Below are 23,190 nucleotides of genomic sequence, written 5' to 3' on the forward strand. Positions count from 1 at the left end.
CCATTGACCACTAACAAACATATCGCCCTTTTAGCTTTCATCATGCTTGCGTGCATCGCAACCGGCATGGGGCAGCAAAGCGGTTTTTATGTACCGAAGAAAGGAAAGATCTATTTCTCGGGCGATACGGCCACGATCTTTTCAAATGTGGTGAATCATGGTAAACTGGGTGTTGACAAAAAAGCCGTTGTAAACTTTAAAGGAAAGAAATGGCAGAACGACGCTAATGCCCTTATTACCGATGAAGGCAATGGCGGTGAAGATGCGTCGGGCACCGGCGGACTGATCCGTTTTAATGGTGTTGACAGCGGCCGTCAGCAAATTGATGGCGGTTATAATGCAGTTACAAAAACAGGGGCTGCTTTTGCCAATGTTGAAATTAAAAATGCGGCAGGCGTTGAGCTTACCGGAAGCACTACAAAAATTCGCCACAATCTTCATTTGTCTGAAGGATTGTTACATGTACAGGATAATACCCTGGTAATAGGAGATGGAAATCCAGGTTCTATTACCGGTTACGATGCTGTTCGATATATTGTTGCCGGCGGCAACGGATTGCTGGTACGGGAAAATATCCGCAGCCAGGATAGCTGGGTGATATTTCCCATTGGCAGTAAAGCCGATGCGTATACGCCCGTGGCCGTGCGAAGCAAAACCACCCGGGGCGATGATTATCATGCACGCGTACTGGATGGTGTAAAAAGCGCTTTGTTTACAGGCAACGACCTGAAACAGGAGAGTGTAAACAAAACCTGGGAAATAGGTAAGCGCAATCATCCGAATGAAGATGAAGCCGACATCGTATTGCAACACCTTGCCGCCGATGAAGGCAGTATATTTAATGCAAACAGGCAATATTCATACATATCTCAATACACTGCAACCGGATGGGATACTTCGTTCCCGCAAACGTACCCCGTTGCCGGTTATCTTACTACAGGAACTGCCCTCGTAAACAGCGGGGCTAATAACAGAACCGTTACCGGCAAAATTTCATCTTCTTCATATTTTACCAAATTATCGGGCAAAGGCGATACCACTGTAAACAAAACCCATTTGTGGTTTAATGCCTACCGTACCGAGTATAAGAATGTGCGCGTATACTGGACCACCAAACCCGAGGTCAATAACAAATACTTTGTGGTACAACGCAGGCTGAGCAACGAAACCGACTTTACCAATCGCGATACCGTACAGTCAAAAGCTATTAACGGCTACAGCAATGCATATCTTGATTACTCTGTTAATGATGCCAACAATTACACCGGCATCAGCTATTACCGGTTAATGCTGGTTGATTATAATGGGGTAGTTACTTATTCGCAGATTGTAGCCGTTGGCGGCAAACCGGGCGGCTTCCAGCTGCTGCTGTGGCCCAACCCCAGTACCGGACGCTTCTATGTGGGTATAAACGGCATAGCTGCTGTTAAGTATGTTGTTATCTGGAACACACTTGGTCAAATGGTTCATAAAGAACTGGTGAACGAGCGCACCATCATACCCATGCATATTTACCTGCCCGGCAACTATGCTGTTGGCTTTATCTCGTACAGCGGTCAGCTGATCGAAACAAAGAAGCTGGTAGTTACAGGAGATTAATGCTTTCTGCGATCTTTTGGCTATTTGCCGGGATATACAAATCCGGTGGCAACTTCCTTCATTTTGATCGGTCGTACTTCAACACGCGCTGTTGTACTGTATTCAAATTCGGGATTAGCTTTTGCAATTGAAATGGCTTCATCGATATCATTGGCAAGAATGTGGTAGTAGCCAACAATCACCTCTTTGTTATCGCTGAACGGGCCATCGTGCCAGTTTCCTTTTGTGCCCGAGATCATTGTTCCCTTTCTTTCAAGCGGCTGAGCCGATTTTAGCTTTCCTTCTTTTTTAAGATTATTAATGTACACCTCACATGCTTTCAGAAACTGTTCATGTATGTCGGGGCCCAGTTCCTGCAGGTGTTCGCTTTCGTTTCGGATGATTAACATAAATTCTTTCATGATAGTAGTTGTTAGAATTATTATATAAAGAGCGGAGCTAAAGGTTGCGGACCAGGATAAATGCGGAAGATCGTATGTTAAAGGTATAACTGCTGATTATTTTTAGCAAACTACGTGACATGTTTTGTTGTAGATTTACCGCGCCCAAAATTTCTTTTGAAATAAAACAACGGTTCATATGAAAAGGCGAATGTTTATTCAAAATTCAACACTGGCAGGCGCCGGTTTGTTGTTAGGTAATTTGCGTGGTTTTTCTGCAACGAATATTTTCAATCAATACCCTGTGGTGCGAACTCCGGCCGATAAAAGAAATTTTACCAGCGAAGCCGTGGAAAACGCCATCAAAGAATTTAAGGCAAAAGTAAAACAGCCTGAACTGGCCTGGTTATTTGAAAATTGTTTTCCCAATACGCTCGACACTACCGTATTTCACTCTACCAAAGACGGACGGCCCGATACGTATGTGATCACCGGCGATATAGATGCCATGTGGCTGCGCGACAGCAGTGCGCAGGTTTGGCCTTATTTGCCGTTTATGGCGCACGACAAACCTTTGCAGCAACTGGTAGCCGGTGTAATATATCATCAAACGGCTTGTATACTGAAAGATCCCTATGCCAATGCGTTTTATAACGATCCCAATAAAAGAGGCGAATGGGCAACTGACTTTACCGATATGAAGCCCGGCGTACATGAACGTAAATGGGAAATTGATTCGATATGCTATCCTATCCGTTTGGGATACCGCTACTGGAAACTTACCGGCGATACATCGCCTTTTGATGCTCAATGGCAAAGCGCCATTAAAAATATTTACACCACGTTTCGCGATCAGCAGCGAAAACAGGGTAACGGTTCGTATAAATTTCAACGCAATACACCAAAAGCTACTGATACCCTGCCCATGGATGGTTATGGCTATCCTGTAAAACCGGTAGGACTTATTTGTTCGGCTTTCAGGCCCAGCGACGATGCAACCGTTTATTCTTTTTTGATTCCCTCTAACTTTTTTGCAGTAACAAGTTTGCGTCAGGCGGCTGAAATGCTTACTGCCATTGCAAAAGATACTGCAACTGCTGCTCAATTAACCGCTTTGGCAAATGAAGTAGAGAAAGCGCTGCAGCAGTACGCCATTTTCGATCACAAAACCTTTGGAAAAGTGTACGCTTACGAGGTGAACGGCTTTGGCAGTTATAGTTTGATGGATGATGCCAATGTGCCCAGTTTACTGGCTATGCCTTATTTGGGTTTAGTAAAAAATACCGATCCCATTTATCGCAATACGCGCAGGCTGGTGCTCTCGGCCGATAATCCTTACTTTTTTAAAGGAACAGCAGGCGAAGGCATCGGTGGTCCGCACGTGGGGCAGGATATGATATGGCCCATGGGTATTATTATGCGTGGCTTAACCAGCAGTGATGATGCAGAGATCAAAGCCTGTATTTCATTACTGCGAAACACACATGCCGATACCGGTTTCATGCATGAGGCGTTTCATAAAGATGATCCCAAAAAGTTCAGCCGTAAATGGTTTGCCTGGGCCAATACTTTATTCGGCGAATTTTTATGGAAATTATATAAGGAGAAGCCGCAATTGCTGGTTTAAATAAATCTCGCAAAGGCGCCAGGGCGCTAAGATGAACGCAAAGAAGTCGCTTTGCGACTTTGCGCTTTTGCGAGAAATAAAAAAGCGGCCCCGTATTACGGAGCCGCATAGACAGACGGACGGACATATGAGAGAGATGCATCATTAATGCGTGCATTCATGAAAGCCATCGTTGGCAGGATAGCTGAATGAATTGATCAGCTTCCAGCGCACTTTATACATACCATAGCTGGTGTTTTTGAAAACAGTTGCTCCATTCAGATCGGTAATAACATCGGTTCTCCAGCTTTCACCACCATTACCATTTGCTACATCGATGATGGTTGTATAACCACCCGGGCCGCTGCAAACAGATTTTACTGCCGCAATATTTTCGCCGGCTGAATTTTTTATCAGTGTAAATGCACCGGTAGCCGTGCTGAACTTATATACGTGATTTGAATTAGATAACCACAGGTCTGTTGTGCTTCCATAAACCGGAAACAGGTCGTGGGCATTGCCCTGGGGCATAGTGTATGTTTTCTTTAATGTAAGCCCCGGATTTCTGCAGCTGTTGTTATAGCTAAAGGCCTTCAGCTTATCTTTTCCTGCAGCCCACAGCAATTTGTTTTTATTATCCCATACAACATTGTGCACGTCTTCGAAAGAGATTGGCCCGGTTTGGGCCGATTCATCGTTGATATAGGAATCAACTACAAATATCTTCAGGTAGCCGCCGGTGGTAGATGCCGTTACCACATTACCATTTGGCAATAATTCTGCAGAATGGGTATTACCCCCTGCATAGTCGTACCATATCGCTTTTTTTGTAGACACGTTGATGATCGCAACGCCGCCTCCCGATGCCGTAGCTAAAATGTATTTATTGCTGTATACCGGTTTCGCTTCGCTGAGGTTGGCAAACCAGCCCTGTGCACCTGATCGGATTGCTGCGTAGGTGGCAGTCGGCTTCCATTCCCAGGTAACCTTGTTGCCATTGGCTACATCTACCATAACGATCCTTGCATTTTTCTGATCGCAAATAACTATTTCTTTAGCAGCGGCGGCCGCTGCAACTTCGGCCGATTCGGTGGTTAGCAATTCCGAAGCATCGTCAACGGCAACCGGTTGCGATACTTCGCGCTTACAACCCAATAAGAATATCAGGGAAAGAATAAGCGGTGACATAATAATTTTTCTCATGAATAAGTGTTAGGTTAAAAAATGTATTTATGTAATGCATATTACACAAAACGGTACACCTATGCGAAATTTCATGCCAATTTGCTCAGATGTTGACAAGTAGTGGGTGGGTCATCCTTTCCGGGGTGGCTCACCTTTAAGAATGTGAGCCACCCTTCGGACTTATTTCAATTCAAATACGTATGTTCCCGATGTAAGTTTATCAGTATAATTATCTGTTGCGGTTTTTTGCAGTTCGCCGTTCTTATAAAGCTTTTGTTTGTTTACAGATAATAGTAATGTAACGGTTGAATTAGGGGGAACCACTACTTTATAGGTGAGTTTGTTTTTATTTCTTTTCCAGGAAGAAACAATGGTGCCATAAGGCGATTGATGCAGCACTTCGCATGCGTTCAGATCTTTTACAAAATGCGGTTGCAGCAAAACGTTTTTAAAACCGGGTTGTTCAGGATCGGGCCGTATGCCCCCCAATGCTTTATACAACCATGCCCCGATTTCGCCAAACATGATATGATTTAATGATATATCGCTTTTGGCATCAATCGGCCAGTTTTCATACAGCGTGGTAGCGCCATTTACGATCCACCATCCCCACGAAGGAAAAGTTTCCCGGGCGGCCAATGTATAAGCAATATCGGCATAACCGTTTTCACTAAGCGCATTTAGGATGGCTTTTGTGCCCAGCAATCCCACATCAATATGGTTGCTGTCGGCCTGTACTCTTTGGGCCAGGTTTGCTGCTACTTTTGCTTTTAATGTATCGGGCACTACACCCCAAAAAAGCGGAACGCTTAATTCGGTTTGTGCACCACTTGCATAAATACCTGTTTGCAGGTTCAGGTATTTGTTGTTGATGGCATTTTTAATGTTTGCAGCCAGTGCTGTATATTTTTCATAATCTGTTTTTTTGCCGAGTAACCGGGCAGCTTTTGATAAAATGGTTGCATCAACAAAATAATAAACCGAGGAGGTTAACTCAACCGGTGATTTTGATTTTACAGGCACCCAATCGCCCAGACCCCAGGTGGTTAAACCGCCCGTGCTGATTTCACTGATGTGATCAACATATCTTTTTATATTATCATAGCAGCGTGAAAGCAACGTTGTATCGCCATAAAACAAATATATATTCCAGGGAATGATGGCAATGGTGCTCGTCCAGTCGGGGCCATTGGCCCATTCGTATCCCCAGCCGCTGGTAGGTATGATGGCCGGCAAAACTCCGTTGGTTTGTTGTTCATCGCGGTGATCAGCCATCCATTTTTCATAGATGGTAATGCCATCGAAGTTGTACAAACCTGTTTCACTCGCTATGTGTGCATCGCCCGTCCATCCGTTCTTTTCACGTTGCGGACAATCGGTTGGGTAGCCAAACAAATTTGATAAATAAGAGTTATTGGTGGCCCACCATATTTTATTGATGGTGGGGTTCGATGAAGTAAATTGTCCTGCAGGTGGCACATCGCTGTGCATAAAATAGCCGGTACAATTCTCTTTTGTCAATTCAACGGGCCGGCTGCTTGTGACTTCAACATACTGAAATCCTTTGTAATTAAACCGGGGCATAAAGGTTTCTTCTCCTTTTCCGGCCGTAATAAAAATATCTGTCTGAAACGGATCGGTATTATCTGTTGGCCGGTAATGCACATCAATATTACTCTGGTCAGCATGTCCGTCGTTACGTAAACGTTCTGCATGTTTCAACCGGAACACCGTGCCGGCTTCACTTTTTACCGAAAGGCTGCTAACGCCTGAAATATTTCTTCCCAAATCGAAAACCCAGGTTGTATCGTTTAATTTATTCACCTTTTTGGCGGCAATGGTTTCAACATTGCGTATAGGATGCAATACCTGTGCTGTTATGTTCGTAGATGGAGCCGACCTGAAAATAACTGCTGACCATTTTGAATCATCAAACCCGTCTTCACTCCAACCTGGTTGTTCCAGCCGGGCATCGTAATGTTCACCGGTATAAATGCTGTTAAAGATGACCGGGCTTAGTGACGTTTTCCAATCTTTACCCGAAGTAATAGTTGCTGTACTTCCATCTTCATAGGTTATACGAACATCCATACAAAATGCGGGGCGTTGCCGCCATGGTGCCTCATGAAAATACCATACGGCGGTGCTTTGATGGTTATACCAGCCATTGCCCAATAATACACCCATAGCATTTTTACCGGCCTTCAAATAAGCGGTAATATCGTGTGTTACGTATAATGTGCGCCGGTCGAAGCGGGTGTACATGGGATCGAGCCGGTGATCACCGATTTTATTTCCATTGATGTATAATTCATATAAACCCGCAACAGCTATATAAGCCCGCGCCGAAATTATTTTTTTATTGATATCGAAAGCTTTTCTGAAATAAGGCGCTTCTTTTTTATGTATATCGCGGGTATCGCTGATCCATGAACCCTTCCAGTTGGCGCTTTCCATTATGCCTGTTTCAAAGCTCGCTACCGATGCTAACAGGGATGGCTGGTTATTTTTATCCCACAGCTGTACCGACCAGTAATATTTTGTAAAAGGCTTCAACGTATTGCCTGCATAAGACACCCGTTGCGTTGCCGAATTTATCAATGAGGTTTGCCAGCAGTTTCCTATGCCTTTGCTTACGGATGCTGAATCGGTGCCTACGATGATCTGGTAAGCTATTTGTTTTGCATCGGGTCTGTTATCCTGCATACTCCACAATAACCGCGGGTGAGGTTCATCAATTCCTATGGGATTAACGAGGTATTCGCATTTCAGCATCACCGGCAAACAGGGCGATTGCGCAAAAGAAGATACAGTTTGTAAGCTGATAATAGTAATAGTGATGATCCTGTAAAACAATTTTCGATCGGCAACAGGCAATAACATGCTGTATGGTTTAAGAATGAATATAACGAAAATGCAGGGGCATTCTACCGGGCAAAAGTGCAATAAAGGGCAAAATATGTTTAGCATTTAAAATATGCATCCATGCCAATATCGTTCAATAAAAAGCAAACAGCGCGGTAGGTATTATATTATAAATGTAAGTTATTTGCTACGTCACGGTTCCGATCTTCGGAATCCAGTAGGGTGAGTCATCCGCGTTAGCGGATGGCTCATCTTTATATTTCCCTATAAAATACTTTACAAAAACTGTTGATTCATGAAACTGTTCAACATCCTTACAACAGTAATATCTGTACTACTATTACCTGTTGTATTTGCGCAAAACGTTGCTGCCGCTACCATTGTTGTTTCGTCTGTTGCCGACCTGCAAAATGCCATTAATAAGGCGGCGCCCGGCGATGTTATTCAGGTTGCTAATGGTGTTTATACAACAACGGCCGATATAACAATCGACCGTACCGGCACTGCAGCAAAGCCCATTACCATTACAGCACAAAAAGCCGGTGAAGTAGAAATAAAAGGATCGGGTGGATTTAGCATTGTTAGTCCGGCCGCTTACATAATTATTCGCGGTTTTACATTTACACATGCCGCCAACAAAACCAAAACAGGTTCCGGCACCAGCTTTTGCCGGTTTACGCACAATGTGTTTGCCAACGAAGGGGAGGGTGAAGATCTTACCATTGCAGGAAACGATCACCAGATCGATTACAATACTTTTCACAATAAGAATACAATGGGTCGTTTTCTGGCTATCAGGGGATCTGGCAGCCAGATCGCTGAAAGATTATGGATACACCATAATTATTTCGCTCATTTCCCAAGCCAGGGCGGAAAGAACGGGGCAGAAGCATTTCAGTTTGGATTAAGCGGTTTTAGCATGTCGAAGAGCAACAGTATTGTAGAGTATAATTTGTTCGAAGATTGCGCCGGCGAAAATGAACTTATTTCGGTAAAGGCATCTGCGGTTACATTGCGTTATAATACGGTGCGTAATTGTCCTGCGCAGTTCACGCTGCGGCACGGCAATTTTTGCCAGGTGTATGGCAACTATTTCAGCAATACGCCAGGACTGCGCATATTCGGCGATGATCATATTATACATAGTAACTATTTCGAAAATTGCGATCCGGCGATCACCATTGGCAATGGCGATGGTGAAGTAGCAACCGGATCGGCATTAACCTGCCACGACCGGCCCGATCGCGTGCTGATTGCTTTTAACACGCTTTATAATAACAAGGTGAATATTTCAATGGGGGCCAGGAAAGATGGGCTGGGGGCCACTGCTGTTACCGTTGCCAATAATGTAATTATAGGAGGCGGCGCGGCCGTTACCATTTCGGGGCCTTATACTAATCCGGTGTGGGAAGGGAATATCATTTTTAATACTGCGAGCGCCGGTGATATGCCTGCAGGAACTTATAAAACAGTTGATCCGAAAGTCGCACCTGATGCATCGAATGCCGCACATTTAGTAAAAGGAAGTGCAGCCATCGATGCAGCAACGGGTCAATATGCAACCGTTACCACCGATATGGACGGTCAGCCAAGAAAATCGCCACTTGATGCCGGCGCCGATGAAGTGTCGAAAGCGCCTGTTACAGCGCATATATTAAAAGTTACCGAGGTAGGGGCCGAGGCTGCTGAAAAGAAATGATAGTCAATAGTCAATGGTCAATGGTGAATAAAGGAGCCCTTATTCGAAGTCTCCGAAAACTTGTAAAACGGTTTCTCTATTGACCATTGACCATTCACCATTCACCATCACGACAACACCACTGCATTCTTACTCGCTCCCTTTTCAAATACCAGGGGTTTCGTTGCTTTTCGTATATCGCCGCCATTTACAGTAATGCCTTCGCATCCTTCGCCTTCGAGCTGAAGGAAGGCTGCAGCCTGCGTAAGCACGCGTGAAGAGGCGATCAATACATCTTTCGAATTGACGATCCTGATTAACTCTCCTTCAGTATTTCCTTTGGCGCTTAAACCGGTTACAGAAGCATCCTGCACATTGTCGAAGATCACTGCCGGACGAGCATCGGCTTTTTCATATTCGAAGCGAACATTATGCATGGTAAGGTTTTTAACATTGCGTGCATACAATCCGTAAGCCGGCGGACCGAAAGGGGCCGTTCCCCAAACACCAAAATATTCGGCGGCCACCTGTGGTACGTCTCTTTTTGCAGCCTGTTCTTTAGTGCCGCCACCGGCATAGGTAACATGCACATCGGTAAAGCTGATGTTTTCGAGAAAGGCATTGCCAACGCCATTCAGCGTAATGCAGGAATTCAATTCTCCGTCGAACACATTTACGCCAAAATGAATATCAGGATGATTGACCGGTTTCTCAACTACAGTGGCTCGGATACCGTTAAAAGAAATATTGCGTACAAATGAAGGTGTTGCATCGGCATCGGCATTTGCATTGTTATTGGACGAATTGCCTGCGCCGGTAAATGCAATGCCAATGGGCCCGGTTACATTGCGCATGATGATATTGGAGAAACTCAGGTTTTCAATTCTTGCTTTTCCAGAGCTAATCTTAACAGGACAGCCATAGGTGTCATAAATCAAACAATTCGATACTACAATATTCTGCGCTTCGCCGCCACCGAACCTGAATATGCTCCAGCGCGTGCTGAAGCTGCAATTGGTAACGGTAACAAACTGATTGCTGCCGAACAGGGCGCAGGCATCGTCCTGACACTGCACATCGCAATTGGTGATGTGCACGTATTGCGTATCGTTAAAATGAAATCCGTCGTTATTTTTATTAACCCGGTTATAAATTCTTATACCATTCAGGTATACCTGTTTGCATTTAAGAATGCGAAAACAATGGTAGGCGCTGTTAGTGAGAAATACATCCCTCACCAGAAAATTGGTGCATTGGTAAAATACAATCAAATGCGGGCGATCAAAATTACCACCAACGCCGCGTTGTCCGGGGCCTGTGTTATCGCCTTTGCCGTTATAAAAGGCCAGTCCGTTGCCATCGATTGAACCTCTTCCCTCGATGATGATATTTTCAGCATTGGCTGCATATACAAAAACAATATTACCGTTGCTTTGCGGCACGCCTTTTCCGGCAGAATAATCTTCACGGCGTGTGCTGCCCAATAAGCGCCCTTTTGTTGCGAGGTGCAGGGTAACATTCGACTTCAGCTCAACAGTACCGCATATAAAATCACCGGCGGGTACCAGCACGGTTCCGCCATTGTCTTTATTACAGGCATCAATAGCTGTTTGAATAGCTGCAGTATCCAATGTTTTGCCGTCGCCTTTTGCGCCAAAGTCGCGCACGTTATAAACGCGCGCGCCCAAAAGATTGTCGTTTTTATTGTTACCCGAAGCAGGTGATGCATGAGCGCTTATGCCAGGTAGTGCGGCGCCTGCCACTGCCAATGCCGGAATGGTCATGCGTTCGAACCACTGACGGCGCGAGAGGGGGGCGGGTTGTTGCGAATCAGCCTCACCGGTTGCAGAGTGATTGGTAAAGTTTATTGGTTGCATACACAAATTTTAGATAAACACACATTGTGTAATGTAATGAAAATGGCTTTTGAGTAAGCAATATTGGCAACGTTTAACTGGTGATCAATATTAAATGCTCATCCTTTTTTCTTTCATGACACAACAATGATGTCGCCATTTTGCTTCACCACCCGACTCCGTTGCTGCGGATAAATTTTTTACATATCCGAGGTTGATGAGCTACACAACAATTGTTCTGATTATGTAGTGTGCGGCAGGTGTTGTGTAACTGGTGCGGTGGCATCAATAACCGGCAAAACACCGGGTTATAATACTGTTCCTGCTTTCTGTTTAGCAGGAGCGGCCAGATATACAACAAAAGCCACCTGTTGCGCAGGATGCCTTGATGGACATTGGGGGGACGAGTAGTTTTGACCCCGGTTAACATCATTCATCCGATTTCCTTGTATTGATTAACCTGATTACGTGATTTCATATTTCAAATGATTTATCCGATTTCCTTGATGTGATTAACCTGATTTTCCGGATTCACATTATTGATTGAAACAAAGAATTAGTAAACAAAACCCCATGACACGCCTGAATTGTACACCCCTAACCTTAATTTATGTATTAATTTTCCTGTTTACTGCAACGAATGCCATTGCACAGCAAGGTGTAAGTATTAATACAACAGGCGCTACGCCTCATGCGTCGGCCATGCTGGATGTAAGTTCTACTTCAAAAGGAGTTTTGGTTCCCCGCATGACCAATACACAGGTAACGGCCATCAGCAATCCTGCCACAGGATTATTGATATATCAAACAGATGTCGACAGCGGGTTTTATTATTACACCGGCGCGCGGTGGGTGCAGTTATCGGCAGTAGATACCACTGCCAAAGGCGCCTGGGTACTGGGAGGTAATGCCAACACCAATGCTGCCAAACAATTTATTGGCACAACAGACAATAATCCACTGCTATTTCGTGTGAACAATTTGTGGGCTGGTAAAATAGATCCCGCTGGTTTGGGTAATACGAGTTTGGGCGTGTATTCGGGCATTGCCAACACCACAGGTATCGAAAACGTAGCAATGGGTAACTGGTCGCTGGGCCGAAATAAAGATGGTTCCCGCAATATTGCCATCGGCTTGTCGGCTTTGTACACGCCTGTTACTTCGTATGATAATGTGGCAGTGGGCTTCGATGGTATTTTTTCGAATACTACCGGCCGCGAAAATACTGCAACGGGCAGCATGGTAATGTATAACAATACTACAGGCAGTAGTAATGTGGCTACAGGATATTATGCTTTGTACAACAATACTGCAGGCTTTAGTAATGTAGCTATTGGCTCCCAGGCTTTATACAGCAATCAAATCAACTATAATAATGTAGCGGTGGGCGATTCTGCGCTGTACAACAACCAGCAGAACTTCAATATAGCCATTGGGTCGAAAGCTATGTACATGAATACCAGCGGATTCAATAATACCTCTATGGGTTATAAATCATTGTATGCCAACACCACCGGCTATGAAAATACAGCGAATGGATTTAGGGCGCTAACGTACAATACTACCGGTAATGATAATACGGCTATTGGCAATAGTTCATTGTATAATAATTCCACGGGTAATTATAATACCGCCGCTGGTTACTCTTCCCTTGCCGGAAATACCGACGGAGGCAGTAATGCCGCCCTGGGTGCATATGCACTTTGGAATAATACTACAGGCTCACAAAATTGCGGCCTGGGATATGGTACATTGGAATCGAATACTACGGGAATCAGCAATGTGGCTGTTGGCATGTATGCGCTATCGCAAAATACAACAGCAAACAACAATACGGCTGTTGGGTTTGGTGCTCTAAACAGTTCTGTTACAGGAGTTGAACTGGCCGCTTTTGGTTATAATAGTCTGGCGAGCAATACCGGCAACTATAATTCGGCCTTTGGTTACCTGGCATTATACGCTAACACCACCGGCTACTCTAACTTTGCCGCAGGCGATAAAGCGCTCGATAATAATACTACAGGTTTTATTAATACCGGTGTGGGCAATAATGCAATCGGCAGCAACACCACCGGTTCGCAAAACACTGCTTTAGGCGCCGATGCCTTATCGACCAACACTACCGGCACCAATAATACCGCCATTGGCTTCAGCGCCGATGTAAGCAGCAGCGCATTAACCAATGCAACCGCTATTGGCTATAATGCAACGGTAAACGCCAGTAACAAAGTGGTAATCGGTAATTCGTCGGTTACTTCTATTGGCGGCTATGCCGGCTGGAGCAACTTCAGCGATGGCCGGTTTAAACGGAATATACAGGAAAATGTGCCGGGCCTTGCATTTATCAATAAACTTAAACCGGTTACGTATACACTTGATGTTGATGCCATCAATACCTTCAATGCGCGTGGCGCGCGAAAAGCCATTGGCACTGCTAACAGCAGCATGGTATATACCGGTTTTCTGGCGCAGGATGTTGAAAAAGCAGCCAATGAACTGAACTATCACTTCAGCGGGGTAGATAAACCCACCGATCCTTCCACACAAACCTACGCATTGCGCTATGGCGATTTTGTAGTGCCGCTCGTAAAAGCTATACAGGAACAGCAGGCCATTATTGAAACATTACAAAAAGAAGTAGAGGCGCTGAAGCAAAAAATAAAATAAAGCATCATATTATCAAATACTCATTAAACAAACTTTTTTCATGGGAACCCTTAAAGTGTTAATTGGATTTTTATTGTTGTTCGCGGTGTTATGCGGATGTAAAAAATCATCGAATGGCGATAGCCCTGCATACAAAAATAAAATAGCATTTCTATATAAAAGAAGCAATACAGAAGGAGTTGCCTATCAAACCCTGTTGCAGGCCAATAACTGTAGTGTTACTTTGTTCGATAGTGCGCAGGTGGGCAGCACCGATTTTACGAAATTCGATTTATTGGTTGTTGGAAGCAATGCTGCTACCAATGCTGATCAGTTTACCGGCGTAATGATGAACGCCATAAAAAGTGCGGGCAAGCCAATTTTATTGATAGGCGAAGGTGGCGCTCACCTCGCTGAAAATTTAAACCTTGGAGTAAACTGGGGAAGCTGCGCCGGTTTTTCATCAACAGGTTTTGTTGTGCTCGACACAAGCAGTAATGTTTATAAAAGCCCTAAGAAAATTGCTATTCCGGCCAATATGCAATTGTCGCTCTATAACCAGTCTGCTACAGTTGAGGCATTTTATAAATCACCTTACGTAGGTTATCCCAACGTGCAACTCATTGCGCAATCATCGGCCAGTTATAGTGCGTATTATTCCGTAACCTTTGAAAAAAGCAGCTATGGATATTTTGGCTATTATAACGACGTAAGCGCTATGACGCAGGCTGGAAAAGATTTTATGGTGAACCTCACTTATTATGTAGGCAACCTCGCTTTATAATTGTTGCATGATTATCATTTTATTGAAAATAATTTATTATGAATAGAATGTTTTTATTGCCGGCAATTGTTGTAGCCATTACCTCGCTATCGTGCCGTAAAAGCCATAGCTCAGCTACAGCCAGCTGCCGGTTGTCGAATTTACATGTTAGGGGTAGCAACTTTTCAGACGTCTATGCTTTTACCTATAACAGCGAAGGAAAGTTGTTGGTTATACAGTATTCCGACAGTAGCAATAACAGCAATTCGTATACCCGGCAATTTACGTACGGTCAAAATCTGATAGTAGCCGTTACGCTCGGCGGAATCAGTAAATCTACCGACTCGGTGTTCCTGGATAACAATGGTCTGGTATCGGTTATTATAACACATAATTCCGGAAATGCTGTAAATATTAATTCATTTGCACGCGATAGCAAAGGGCAACTAACGCAATCTGGCATGCAAAGCAACGGCGGCAATCCGATTGTAACCACTTATACATATGCCAATGGCGATATCGCAGCAGAGACTTTCGCTAATACACAAATTACCTTCACCTATGATACTCAAAGGAATTTCATGCAGGGCGATATCTGGTACTTGTCGCAATGGGTGCAATACGGAGTGGTATTTGCAAAAAATGCACATCTTATAAAAGGACAGCAGGCTGTTAACGGGGCCCTGATCGTAACCTATACATTTGATACCGACCAAAAAATAACCGGTATAACAACCGTATCGGGCAACACTACAACGACTTATCAATTAAGTTACGAATGCAACTAATACTTGTATGAAAAAAATACTCTTTTACCCGGCACTTATTGTGGCAGGGATGATACTGTATAATAACAGCGCCCTTGGTCAGTTGCAGATAAGCAACGGCGTATACTGGAATCATAGCGGCAGTGTATACACCGTGTTAAGTGATGTTGACCTAATGAACAACGGTAACCTGTTGCACACGGCCGGCACCGTAAAGTTTGCCGGCAGCAGCAACAATTATGTGCAGGGCCTGGTAACGCCTGCTTTCAATATAGTGGAAATAGCCAAGAGCGGAACAGCTACATTGTACCTGCAGCAGAACTGCAGTGTTAATCAGTCGATCACTTTTACTTCGGGCCTTATTGATCTGAATAGTAAGGTGATCACGCTTTCTCCCGCTGCCACGCTGGTAAATGAAAGCGGTAGCAGCCGCATTACCGGTACTTCAGGAGGTTATGTTGCTATTACCACTACCCTGAATGCGCCTATTGGTATTAATCCCGGCAACCTCGGTGCTATTATTACAACAACACAAAATATGGGCAGTACTGTAATAAAACGCGGGCATACTTCGCAACAGAATGCCAATGCCCTGGGCAACAGCATTTACCGGTACTATGATATTACACCCACCAATGATGTGGCTTTAAATGCCACGCTTCGGTTTAATTATTTTGATGAGGAGCTGAATGGTCTTGCCGAAGGCAACCTGATTGTATGGAAAAGCGCCGATAATGTACATTGGGCCAGTCAGGGATTTTCGGGGCGAAATACCACCTCGAATTATGTTGACCGGGATGCTATTACCGATTTTTCGCGGTGGACATTATCTTCTGTAAACAATCCACTGCCGGTTATCTTCACCCTGTTTACTGTACAATGTAAAAACAATACGTCTGCCATTCGGTGGGTTACAGCACAGGAACAAAATACACAGCGGTTTGATGTGGAAAGCAGCGCGGATGGTGTGCATTGGCAGGTGATTGGTACCATTTCCGCAGCCGGCAACAGCAACACAGAACAGCAATATGCTTTCACCGATGCCAACCCGCCCGCCGGTGGTGTAATGTACCGGGTGGCAGAACATGATTTCAATAATCAGGTATACTATACCGGTATTATACGTAACGATTGTGGTGCAACAGACAGCTACCGCGTTTGGCCTAATCCCTTTACCCGGTTTGTTTATGTGAATATTTCCGTTTCGCAACCCACTGCTTTTGTGCTGAAAGTGTACGACGATAAAGGCGCCCTGATAGATGTGCTCAACAAAAATCTGCAACCGGGCAGCAATCAGTTGCAGGTGAATCTGGCCAATAAGGCGCATGGTGTATATCATCTCGTGGGCCAATGGAATGGCCAAAACAGAAAAGTGGTTACTGTTATAAAGGCTGAGTAAGATGAAAATAAGCTCTGCAATTGTTACAGTCAGTAGAATATAACAACTGCGGATTGCGCCCGGTTGGGTTCCGGCGCATCTAAGGTTAGTCGGATATTAAATGAAATTTACTTTTTACAAGGGGGTAATCTTTCTTTTGCTTTCTTTTAAAAATGGCAAAAATGCTGTCGGATTGAAATTTACCCCGGATACTAAACTGATTTGCAGGTAACACGCTGTACGATAAAGAATATTGTAGAGATGAATCGTCGGGATCTGCCATTTGTATATTTTTATTGGTGGTATCTGCCGACAAACCAAAGTACACCAAACTGTCGTGCCCGACGGTTATCTGTACATAATCGTCTTCCAGTATCATTTTATTCCATCTTTTACTGTTGTCAGTAATTTGGAGCGTGTCTTTATTTGCCACGAAAAGATTTGTCGTATATACACCATTTATAGTGGCATATCTATCTGCATATGGATCATTCACAGAAGCCAGATCCTCTTTTATAACAGTAAGTGTGGGAATCACTAAAATTATAAAGCTTTTCACAATGATGCGTGTTATACGCATCCATCGTTTTGGCAAAATCAGTGTGGGGATTGAAAGTACCTGTGGCTCGTGCCGGATAATAATATTGTACAAGGTTTTGATATCAGGCCACAGGATAATAAAGGCAATCGCGAGCAGATGGGTACTGAAAAGTTTAACAGGAATGTCATAGCAAAAATTGAGTATTACCACATTCGTCATAGCAATAATGGAAAGCAGGCAACCTGCAGTGATGGTTTTTCTATAAAACAGTAATAACCCGGCAACAGTTTCAACAACCCCCGTAAATATCGCATAGGTTTTGGAATAACCCATAAATGTCCAGAGCAAGCCCATGGGAGATGAGTTGCCATACGTTTCTTCCAGCTTCGTTAAACCGGGATAACTGAACTGGCCATCGAATAATTTTGACAAACCATAGCTGATCAGGTACAAACCAAGATAATAACGGGCGTAGATGATCAGGATGCGATAGCATCGGGTATAGTTCTTTTGATTTTTGGTAAGGGCAAAAATAATGGGGGAGGTCAATATCGCGATTAGCAAAAAGGTGGCTATGCTCACAAATTCAAATGCGGTATCGCCACTACCTGTTGTGTCACTTGTTTGCAGAGAACGGATTTGTAATATATGATGCCCAACCCAAAGTATAATCGCATTGATGATTTTACTGTATACACCTGTGAGGTAGCGAATCCCGGGAATGTGGTCAAATGGAAAGGGAAACATATACAGAAACAGGTAAACGATAAGAAAAAGCGATAGCAGCTTTTTTGAAGCAGGCCATGTTGCCTTGTTTAGGATAGCTTCTTTCATGGAACAGGTTTAATGTAAGGAATAAGGTACAGTGTGTTAGTTATGTTTCAAAGTTACAATCACAGGAACATGATCGCTGTACTGTATCCAGTAATCATAGTCGCCAATTTCAACAGACTGAATCTTGTCTGCCATGTCGGCCGATACAAAACAATAGTCGATATGATAAGGTTTCTCCCTATGCCGGTACATGTAAAGCGTTGGGTGTTGTTCTTTTCCTTGAGTTTGCTTATGATGCAAATGATAAGTACTGTAAATGCCTTTTTCTTCCAAACGCTTTACAACATTTGAATGATTGCCGTCCCGGTGTTTTTTGTCCCAGATTGTATTACTGTTAAAGTCACCTATAAGAATGGTTCGTTTATTGCTCAGGTTATTGTCGTAATGATGAATGGCTTTCCAAACCTGCTCTACGTATTGCCCGTCGGGATCGTTAGGATTGTTTGCCCAGATTGCATACAGCGTAAAATCGTATTGTCCGTTCGTTACTGCTAATGGAATAATTGTTTTAAGGTCGGGATTATAAATATCAAGCAGCGTAAATCTGAAATCGCTGTATGAAAAAACGCCAAGCCCTTTATTATAATTTGCTCCAAACCAAAGGGTGTCGGTTGGTTTTGAAGTGTTGGAATTGAATTTTAATTTTTCCGGATGTTCGCATTCCGGAACGATTAAAATGTCGGGCTTTTGTGTCAGAATGAAATCTGCTTTTCTTCTGAAAGCCATATTGCAATTCCAGGTTATGATTTTCATGATTGCAGGTGTCTTCTTCGAATATAATAAAAAGTGCAATAATTCATGCGACCTTAATTCCCCTCTTTTAAGATATTCATGAGCTGTGAAGTCCCAAACCTGGCTAATAATTTCTACAATTCATCCAGGAATTGCCACATTTTCTTTTAAAAGTAATGGCACTTCAATTGTGCATTTTGCAATCTGCACATCCGATTTTACAATCATTTGAATATCTGAATATGAAAAATATAAATGCCTGGGAAGAAAAAGCGAAACTGATTCGCAAATGGTGTCTTGCTTCAACAACTGCGGCAGGGTCTGGCCATCCTACATCCTGTTTATCGGCAGCAGATATCACTGCCGTTCTATTTGATAAATATTTTACTTATGATATTGCTAATCCTTTAAATATATACAACGACAGGTTTGTGCTTTCCAAAGGCCATGCGGCCCCCTTGCTATATACCTTGTTTGGTATGTGTAATGCCTATGATTTAAATGAATTAAAAACATTAAGGCAATTCAACAGTCGATTTGAAGGACATCCTGTACCAAAATTCAAATATGCAGAAGCTGCTACGGGATCTCTTGGACAAGGACTTTCAGTAGGGGCGGGGTTGGCATTGGTGGCTAAAAGAGAAAAGCTGCCCTATACAACCTACGTGTTGTGCGGTGATGGAGAGCTGGCAGAAGGTCAGATATGGGAGGCCGCCAACTTTGCTTCTTATCACCGGTTGGGTAATTTAATTGCTATTTTAGATATCAACCGGCTGGCGCAAAGCGGTGAAACCATGTTCGGTCACCATATAGATGAATATGAACGCCGGTTCCGTGCTTTTAATTTCAGGGTATTTACAATTGATGGTCATAACTACCAGGAAATAGACCAGGCTTTTGAACAGGCACATAACAATGCAGAACAACAACCGGTAGCCATTATTGCCAGGACTTTAAAAGGAAAAGGTATTTCTTTTCTGGAAAATAAAGATGGATGGCATGGTAAGCCGTTAAAAGAAGAAGATTTGAAAAAAGCGCTGGATGAATTGGGAACTATTAATGACAGCGTACGTTTTGATCTGCGGAAACCAGCGCAAACCAGTATAGCTAATTCATCACAAATGAATACGGCTGTAAAACTGAATTTTGATAACAACAAAACTTATGCGACCCGGGAAGTTTTTGGACAGGCATTGGCGCAGATTACTCAAAATACACCGGGCATGTATGTGCTGGACGCTGATGTGAAGAACTCTACCTTTACCGAAGACGTTTTAAAAGCTACCCCTGAACGCTTTGTAGAATGTTTTATAGCAGAACAGAACATGATATCTGTAGGCGCCGGTTTATCAAGACTTGGTAAAGTACCGGTTATAGCTACTTTCGGCGCTTTTTTTATGAGAGCTGCCGACCAGATAAGGATGGCAAGGGTTTCTGAAGCTAATATAAAATTTGTAGGATCGCATGTAGGCGTTTCTATTGGAGAAGATGGCCCGTCGCAGATGGCATTGGAAGACATTGCTTTATTCGGAACCCTGCCCGATACTGTTATATTGCAGCCCTGCGATGCCGTTGCTACCGCTAACCTGGTGTCGCGTATGGTTGAACATACCGGCTTTGTTTATATGCGCACACTTCGGCCGAAAACAAAATTATTATATAAATCCGGCGAAGAATTTATTATTGGTGGTTCTAAAATAATCCGCCAATCAAACGATGACATGCTTACCGTTGCGGCTACCGGCATTACGGTGTTTGAAGCCTTGCAGGCTGCTGACATGTTGAAGCAGGAAAATATAAACATCCGGGTAGTAGATTGTTATTCGATACATCCTGTTGATAAGCAAACTTTATTGACATGCTTAAACGCCACCCGGCTCAAATGCCTAATTACAGTAGAAGATCACTTTGAGCATGGTGGGTTGGGCGATTTTATCGCTTCAGCTATTTCCGCCGAAGGAGTGTATGTAGAAAAGATGGCTGTAACAAAGATATCTCAATCGGGCAAACAACAGGAATTATTGCATGATGCCGGTATTGATGCCGCAGCTATTGCGGGCAGTGTAAAAAAGATGGTAAAATCAAACTACAGAGCAAGTGCGCCGGCGCTTCATTAGTTGTATGTACCCATACACCATTTTTTACATAAAAGCAGATGCGGGAATTTGTTGTATAAATCAGCCTCGCTATACAGATTGCACGCTGGCGTGAGGGCTGTGGTTGCTCTTAATTCAACAATCTATACTCATTGGGTGTGTAACCCGTTAATTTCTTAAAAGCCCTTGTAAAATGTTGCGGATATTTAAATCCTAATTCGAAGGCAACTTCGCTCACCAGCTTGTTAGAGTCCAATATTTTTTCCCGGGCGATGTTCATCACTTTCAATTGGATATATTCCAAAGCCGTTTTTCCCGTTTCTTTTGAATAAAAAAATTCAAATATGGGTATCGACTTAAACAAAACAAAAGTCCGCACTTTAGGGACTGGCAATTACAGCTTCATTGTTTCTGCATTGGGGTTGGGCTGTATGGGAATGAACTATCACAGGGGGCCTGTTCCGGATAGAAAGATAATGATCAACTTACTTCACCAGGCGGTGGATATGGGTATTACCCTGTTTGATACAGCTGAAGTGTATGGGCCTTACATCAACGAGGAATTGGCAGGCGAAGGGCTTGGGGTGTTTAAAAATAAAATAGCTGTTACCACTAAGTTTGGCTTTGACATCAGGGATGGAAAAACGGTTGGGTTAAACAGCCGGCCGGAGCAAATTCGCAAAGCAGCTGAGCAATCTCTTAAACGGTTAAGAAGAGATATTATTGATTTATTTTATCAGCATCGTATGGACCCAAATGTGCCTATTGAAGATGTTGCGGGCACTGTAAAGGATCTTATCAGGGAAGGCAAAGTGAAACACTTCGGGCTGTGTGAAGTAAATGCCACAACCATCCGTAAGGCTCATGCTGTGCAACCGGTAACGGCAGTTCAGAGCGAATATTCATTAATGTGGAGAGAGCCTGAGGAAAAAATTTTTCCGACGTTGGAAGAATTGAAGATTGGTTTTGTACCATATAGTCCGCTGGGCCGTGCTTATCTGACCGGTATACTGAATGAACAAACAAAGTTTTTGGCAGGTAATGATAATCGTGTTGGGTTTCCCCGTTTTGAACCCGAAGCCTTAAAAGCAAACAGAGGTTTAGTGGATGCACTAATAGATTTTGGTCATTTGCGAGGTTTGACGCCTGCGCAGGTTGCATTAGCCTGGCTGCTTGCCAAAGAAGAATGGATCGTTCCTATTCCGGGTACCACCAAACTTGCTCATTTACATGAAAACATGGCAGCGGCAGATGTAGTAATTACAGCCGATGAATGGAAGGGACTTGAAGATACCATTTCAAAAATCAAAATAGTTGGCGACCGTTATCCTGCCGATCAACAAAAGCAGGTTGTGAATTAAGAGGGTAACAACATGGATACAATCAAAAAATCAATACCACCACTACTATTTATCGGTGTCGTAGTATTGATGCCAGCTTGTAGTAACAATAAAAATCAGGAAAAAATAACTGTAATGAAATTTCATCATTAATTCAACGAATATGAATGGCATCTGCGGGTATCAAAAAAGACCTCCCAAATTAGTAGTCACTCTTTTTATTACAATGCTTATGCTTTTAATATTTGATGCAGTTTCTGCACAGCAAAATGATTGGGTAATTCGTTTGGCAAAAATTGAAATAAACTCCGCTTATTTAGAACAATACAAAGCAGCCATTGAAGAACACACCAAAGCTGCCATAAAATCAGAGCCTGGCGTGCTTACATTGTATGCTATGTATGAAAAAAAGCATCCCAATCGTGTAACAATATTGGAAATATATGCTAATAAGGAAGCCTATCAGTTGCATTTGAAAACGCCTCATTTTATAAAGTATAAAACCAGTACACTCAGGATGGTGAAGTCGCTTGAATTGATTGATGTTGATCCCATTGCATTCGGGGCAAAGCCTGATTTATGGAAATAAAAGGATCATGTTATTGAATTTGGGGGGAATGACCGCACTAAATAAATTGTGTTTTATATACGTCATTGGTGAATGACTCTACTTTTTAGAAAATGCGCTTTAAGTATTCTGTATCGTGGGCGCATCCATGGAGTTGGCGGCGTTCAACCAGGGAGTTACATAACTATATCTATGGAATTGAAGCGGCGTATGTACTGTGCATGTACGAAGCAGGTGCCGGCTGTCCATGGCGCTGGCAAAGAGTGAATATGGTGCTGTTACAAAATTGATCAATGTCAATATTAGCTGGTATACTTATTGTGCTGGTCCTTAATCGATAACTTAAATATATGGCC

Annotated in this window: 18 protein-coding genes; 11 read left to right on the forward strand and 7 right to left on the reverse strand. The window is 43.4% G+C overall.

Annotation, left to right across the window (positions count from 1 at the left end):
• The first annotated feature begins 42 nt into the window (after nt 1–42).
• Nucleotides 43–1,599, forward strand: coding sequence for a T9SS type A sorting domain-containing protein (locus tag AC59IL_RS33910; RefSeq protein ID WP_496556702.1), 1,557 nt, complete (start codon nt 43–45; stop codon nt 1,597–1,599).
• A 20-nt stretch (nt 1,600–1,619) separates the two neighbouring features.
• Here AC59IL_RS33910 and AC59IL_RS33915 read toward each other — a convergent pair whose 3' ends face one another.
• Nucleotides 1,620–2,000, reverse strand: coding sequence for a YciI family protein (locus AC59IL_RS33915; protein ID WP_496556703.1), 381 nt, complete (start codon nt 1,998–2,000; stop codon nt 1,620–1,622).
• A 178-nt stretch (nt 2,001–2,178) separates the two neighbouring features.
• Between AC59IL_RS33915 and AC59IL_RS33920 the strand changes: the two genes are divergently transcribed.
• Nucleotides 2,179–3,606, forward strand: coding sequence for a glycoside hydrolase family 125 protein (locus AC59IL_RS33920; protein WP_496556704.1), 1,428 nt, complete (start codon nt 2,179–2,181; stop codon nt 3,604–3,606).
• Between the two features lie 144 nt (nt 3,607–3,750).
• Here the strand turns inward: AC59IL_RS33920 and AC59IL_RS33925 are convergent, their stop codons facing one another.
• Together AC59IL_RS33925 and AC59IL_RS33930 are read right to left on the reverse strand one after the other, a co-directional pair.
• A complete protein-coding gene (locus tag AC59IL_RS33925; RefSeq protein ID WP_496556705.1) occupies nt 3,751–4,788 on the reverse strand; it encodes a DUF6528 family protein in 1,038 nt (345 codons plus the stop codon).
• A gap of 162 nt (nt 4,789–4,950) precedes the next feature.
• Nucleotides 4,951–7,653 carry an alpha-L-rhamnosidase gene (locus AC59IL_RS33930; protein WP_496556706.1) on the reverse strand — a complete coding sequence of 901 codons (2,703 nt, stop codon included), beginning with the start codon at nt 7,651–7,653 and terminating at the stop codon, nt 4,951–4,953.
• Between the two features lie 277 nt (nt 7,654–7,930).
• Here AC59IL_RS33930 and AC59IL_RS33935 point away from each other — a divergent pair, with 277 nt between their 5' ends.
• Entirely contained in the window at nt 7,931–9,334 is a 1,404-nt protein-coding gene (locus AC59IL_RS33935) for a polysaccharide lyase 6 family protein (RefSeq protein WP_496556707.1), read from the forward strand.
• Between the two features lie 107 nt (nt 9,335–9,441).
• On the opposite strand, the gene AC59IL_RS33940 is transcribed toward AC59IL_RS33935, so the two are convergent.
• Nucleotides 9,442–11,190, reverse strand: coding sequence for a glycoside hydrolase family 28 protein (locus tag AC59IL_RS33940; protein WP_496556708.1), 1,749 nt, complete (start codon nt 11,188–11,190; stop codon nt 9,442–9,444).
• A gap of 552 nt (nt 11,191–11,742) precedes the next feature.
• Between AC59IL_RS33940 and AC59IL_RS33945 the strand changes: the two genes are divergently transcribed.
• Genes AC59IL_RS33945 through AC59IL_RS33960 form a run of 4 tightly spaced genes read left to right on the forward strand, consistent with a single transcriptional unit; the run spans nt 11,743 to nt 16,744 of the window.
• A complete protein-coding gene (locus AC59IL_RS33945) occupies nt 11,743–13,836 on the forward strand; it encodes a beta strand repeat-containing protein (RefSeq protein ID WP_496556709.1) in 2,094 nt (697 codons plus the stop codon).
• A gap of 40 nt (nt 13,837–13,876) precedes the next feature.
• Nucleotides 13,877–14,599, forward strand: coding sequence for a hypothetical protein (locus AC59IL_RS33950; protein WP_496556710.1), 723 nt, complete (start codon nt 13,877–13,879; stop codon nt 14,597–14,599).
• A gap of 38 nt (nt 14,600–14,637) precedes the next feature.
• Nucleotides 14,638–15,366, forward strand: coding sequence for a hypothetical protein (locus AC59IL_RS33955; RefSeq protein ID WP_496556711.1), 729 nt, complete (start codon nt 14,638–14,640; stop codon nt 15,364–15,366).
• Nucleotides 15,367–15,373: 7 nt separating this feature from the next.
• Nucleotides 15,374–16,744, forward strand: coding sequence for a T9SS type A sorting domain-containing protein (locus tag AC59IL_RS33960; protein WP_496556712.1), 1,371 nt, complete (start codon nt 15,374–15,376; stop codon nt 16,742–16,744).
• A gap of 85 nt (nt 16,745–16,829) precedes the next feature.
• Here the strand turns inward: AC59IL_RS33960 and AC59IL_RS33965 are convergent, their stop codons facing one another.
• Together AC59IL_RS33965 and AC59IL_RS33970 are read right to left on the reverse strand one after the other, a co-directional pair.
• Complete coding sequence (locus AC59IL_RS33965; RefSeq protein WP_496556713.1) at nt 16,830–18,098, reverse strand: hypothetical protein; 1,269 nt, start codon at nt 18,096–18,098, stop codon at nt 16,830–16,832.
• 36 nt (nt 18,099–18,134) lie between these two features.
• Complete coding sequence (locus tag AC59IL_RS33970) at nt 18,135–18,851, reverse strand: endonuclease/exonuclease/phosphatase family protein (protein WP_496556714.1); 717 nt, start codon at nt 18,849–18,851, stop codon at nt 18,135–18,137.
• A 221-nt stretch (nt 18,852–19,072) separates the two neighbouring features.
• Here AC59IL_RS33970 and AC59IL_RS33975 point away from each other — a divergent pair, with 221 nt between their 5' ends.
• Nucleotides 19,073–20,947, forward strand: a complete 1,875-nt coding sequence (locus tag AC59IL_RS33975) for a transketolase (protein ID WP_496556715.1) — start codon at nt 19,073–19,075, stop codon at nt 20,945–20,947.
• A gap of 109 nt (nt 20,948–21,056) precedes the next feature.
• Here the strand turns inward: AC59IL_RS33975 and AC59IL_RS33980 are convergent, their stop codons facing one another.
• Nucleotides 21,057–21,305 (reverse strand): helix-turn-helix domain-containing protein, encoded by a 249-nt coding sequence (locus AC59IL_RS33980; RefSeq protein WP_496556716.1) that lies wholly within the window; start codon nt 21,303–21,305, stop codon nt 21,057–21,059.
• On the opposite strand from AC59IL_RS33980, the gene AC59IL_RS33985 reads away from it, so the two are divergent.
• From AC59IL_RS33985 to AC59IL_RS33995, 3 genes are all read left to right on the forward strand, one after another.
• Nucleotides 21,271–22,287 (forward strand): aldo/keto reductase, encoded by a 1,017-nt coding sequence (locus AC59IL_RS33985; RefSeq protein WP_496556717.1) that lies wholly within the window; start codon nt 21,271–21,273, stop codon nt 22,285–22,287. The genes AC59IL_RS33980 and AC59IL_RS33985 overlap by 35 nt on opposite strands.
• Before the next feature lie 211 nt (nt 22,288–22,498).
• A complete protein-coding gene (locus AC59IL_RS33990) occupies nt 22,499–22,855 on the forward strand; it encodes a putative quinol monooxygenase (protein ID WP_496556718.1) in 357 nt (118 codons plus the stop codon).
• Nucleotides 22,856–22,947: 92 nt separating this feature from the next.
• A complete protein-coding gene (locus AC59IL_RS33995) occupies nt 22,948–23,124 on the forward strand; it encodes a hypothetical protein (RefSeq protein WP_496556719.1) in 177 nt (58 codons plus the stop codon).
• Nucleotides 23,125–23,190 lie beyond the last annotated feature (66 nt).

The organism is Niastella sp. sgz303648 (genome assembly GCF_059587045.1).